This window comes from Thermus scotoductus DSM 8553 (genome assembly GCF_000381045.1).
GTDB lineage: Bacteria > Deinococcota > Deinococci > Deinococcales > Thermaceae > Thermus > Thermus scotoductus.
The window spans coordinates 1-1,854 of record NZ_KB905799.1; the positions used below are offsets into that span (position 1 = coordinate 1).

Below are 1,854 nucleotides of genomic sequence, written 5' to 3' on the forward strand. Positions count from 1 at the left end.
CTTCCTGTCGGCTCCCCGCCATGTACACCCCCTTCAGGTCTTGGGCCAAAAGAGCCCTGTCCCGGGAACGCACCTGCCCCAGGCTAGAGCGCACCCTATGCACCACGCACACCTGCCACTGGGCCAGGGGATACACCCGGCGGATCGCCTCTTCCATCCCGGGTAGGCCATCGGTGATGAAGAGCAAAACCCGCCGCAAGCCCCTTTGCCATAGTTCCCTCAAGCTAGCCCTATCGGGCTGACCAAGACCTCTTCCCAGGCGGTGGCGTTCTCCGTGGGCAAGAGCCAGAATCCCAAGACCCGCCTCTCCCCATCCGGGGCAAGGCCCAAAGCCACGTACACCGTCTCCCGTACGATCCCTTCTCCTTCCCTAAAGACCTTTAGGGAAAGCCCATCCAGGTAGACAAAGGCCATCTCTGCAGGCAAAGGCCGCTTACGGAAGGCTTCCGCCGCCCCCAAGACCTCGTCCGTCAAGGCCCCCAAGGTAGCCCTTTGGGCTGACCAAGGTCTCGTGGGAGTACCGGTGGCCCAAAAGGAGGCTCATCACCTCGGCCGCCCTGCGCTGGCTGACCCCGGCAGCGTAAAGGGCCACGGCCACTTCTCCCACGTCCACCAGGCGGCGGGCGTAGGGGTGGAGGAAGGCAGGGTAGTAGCGGCCTCTCCGTGTTTCCCTGACGGGAAAGCAGCCTCGGTCCCTGGGGACCTTCAGATGGACTTGGCCGAAAGCGGTTTCCAGCTTCCTAGGGTAGTGGCCGTTCTTTTTCCCGCCGTGCTCCCTTAAGAAGGCTTCCCGGTCGGCCCCAAGCTAGCCCTATCGGGCTGACCCAGTAGGATCTGCAAAACCTCGCTTACTGTTTCCCGCACCGCTTCCCTCAGCAAGATCCGCAGGGTATCCTGATCCAAGGGGCACCTCCTCCGTCTAAGGTGTGCCCCCCTATTAAACACAGACCCTTACACATAATTCCTTACACTACCTGGCCGGGCCCGCCCTCCTCTTTTCCGGGAGGGGTTTATACCCTTTACTTTTGCTTCCTGCGCTTCCAGGTTCCCAAAAACTTTACGGGGACTCCCTACCGGGGCCCCCATGCTACGTTCTGGCCCCAGCTGCATGGGGTGGTATAAGGCCCACCTTGGGTTCTTGGCGGGGGGTGGTGCCCTAAAGCCCCAGGGAGATGTACTTGACCTCCAAGTACTCCTCTAGACCCCACTTCCCCCCTTCCCGCCCTAGCCCCGATTGCTTCCTCCCCCCGAAGGGGGCCTGGGGCGTGGAGGGTACCCCGTCGTTCACCCCCACGATCCCGTACTCCAGGGCCTCCGCCACCCGGAAGGCCCGGGAGAGGTCCCGGGTGAAGACGTAGGCGGCAAGCCCCACCGGGAAGCCGTTGGCCCACCGCACCGCCTCCGCCTCCTCCTGGAACACGGTGAGGGGCGCCACCGGGCCGAAGGTCTCCTCCCGGAAAAGGAGGCTTTCCGGCTTTACATCTAAAAGCACCGTGGGGGCGAAGAAGAGCCCCCTGGCCTCCCCTCCCGCCACGAGCCTCGCTCCCCGGGAGAGGGCGTCCTCCACGTGGGCGTGGACCTTCCTTAGGGCCGCCTCGTTCACCAGGGGGCCGATGTCCGTCTCCTCGGAAAGGGGATCGCCCACCTTAAGGGCGGAAGCCCTCCTGGCGTAGGCCTCGGCGAAGGCCTCGGCGATGGGGGCCTCCACAAAGACCCGGTTTGCTGCCACGCAGGACTCCCCGGCATTCCGGAACTTGGCCCTTAAGCCCACATTCCGCACCCCCTTCACTCCAGCAGGTAATATCGCCCGGCCCCCAGAAGGCGCACCGCGGTCTCGTGATGGGGAGCCAGGTT

General features: G+C 64.1%; 2 pseudogenes. Both read right to left on the reverse strand.

What is annotated here, in order from left to right:
* Positions 1-945, reverse strand: a pseudogene (locus F604_RS12340) (IS256 family transposase); the annotation flags it as partial.
* A 211-nt stretch (positions 946-1,156) separates the two neighbouring features.
* Positions 1,157-1,765 (reverse strand): annotated as a pseudogene (locus F604_RS12345) (aldehyde dehydrogenase family protein); the annotation flags it as partial.
* Positions 1,766-1,854: the final 89 nt, after the last annotated feature.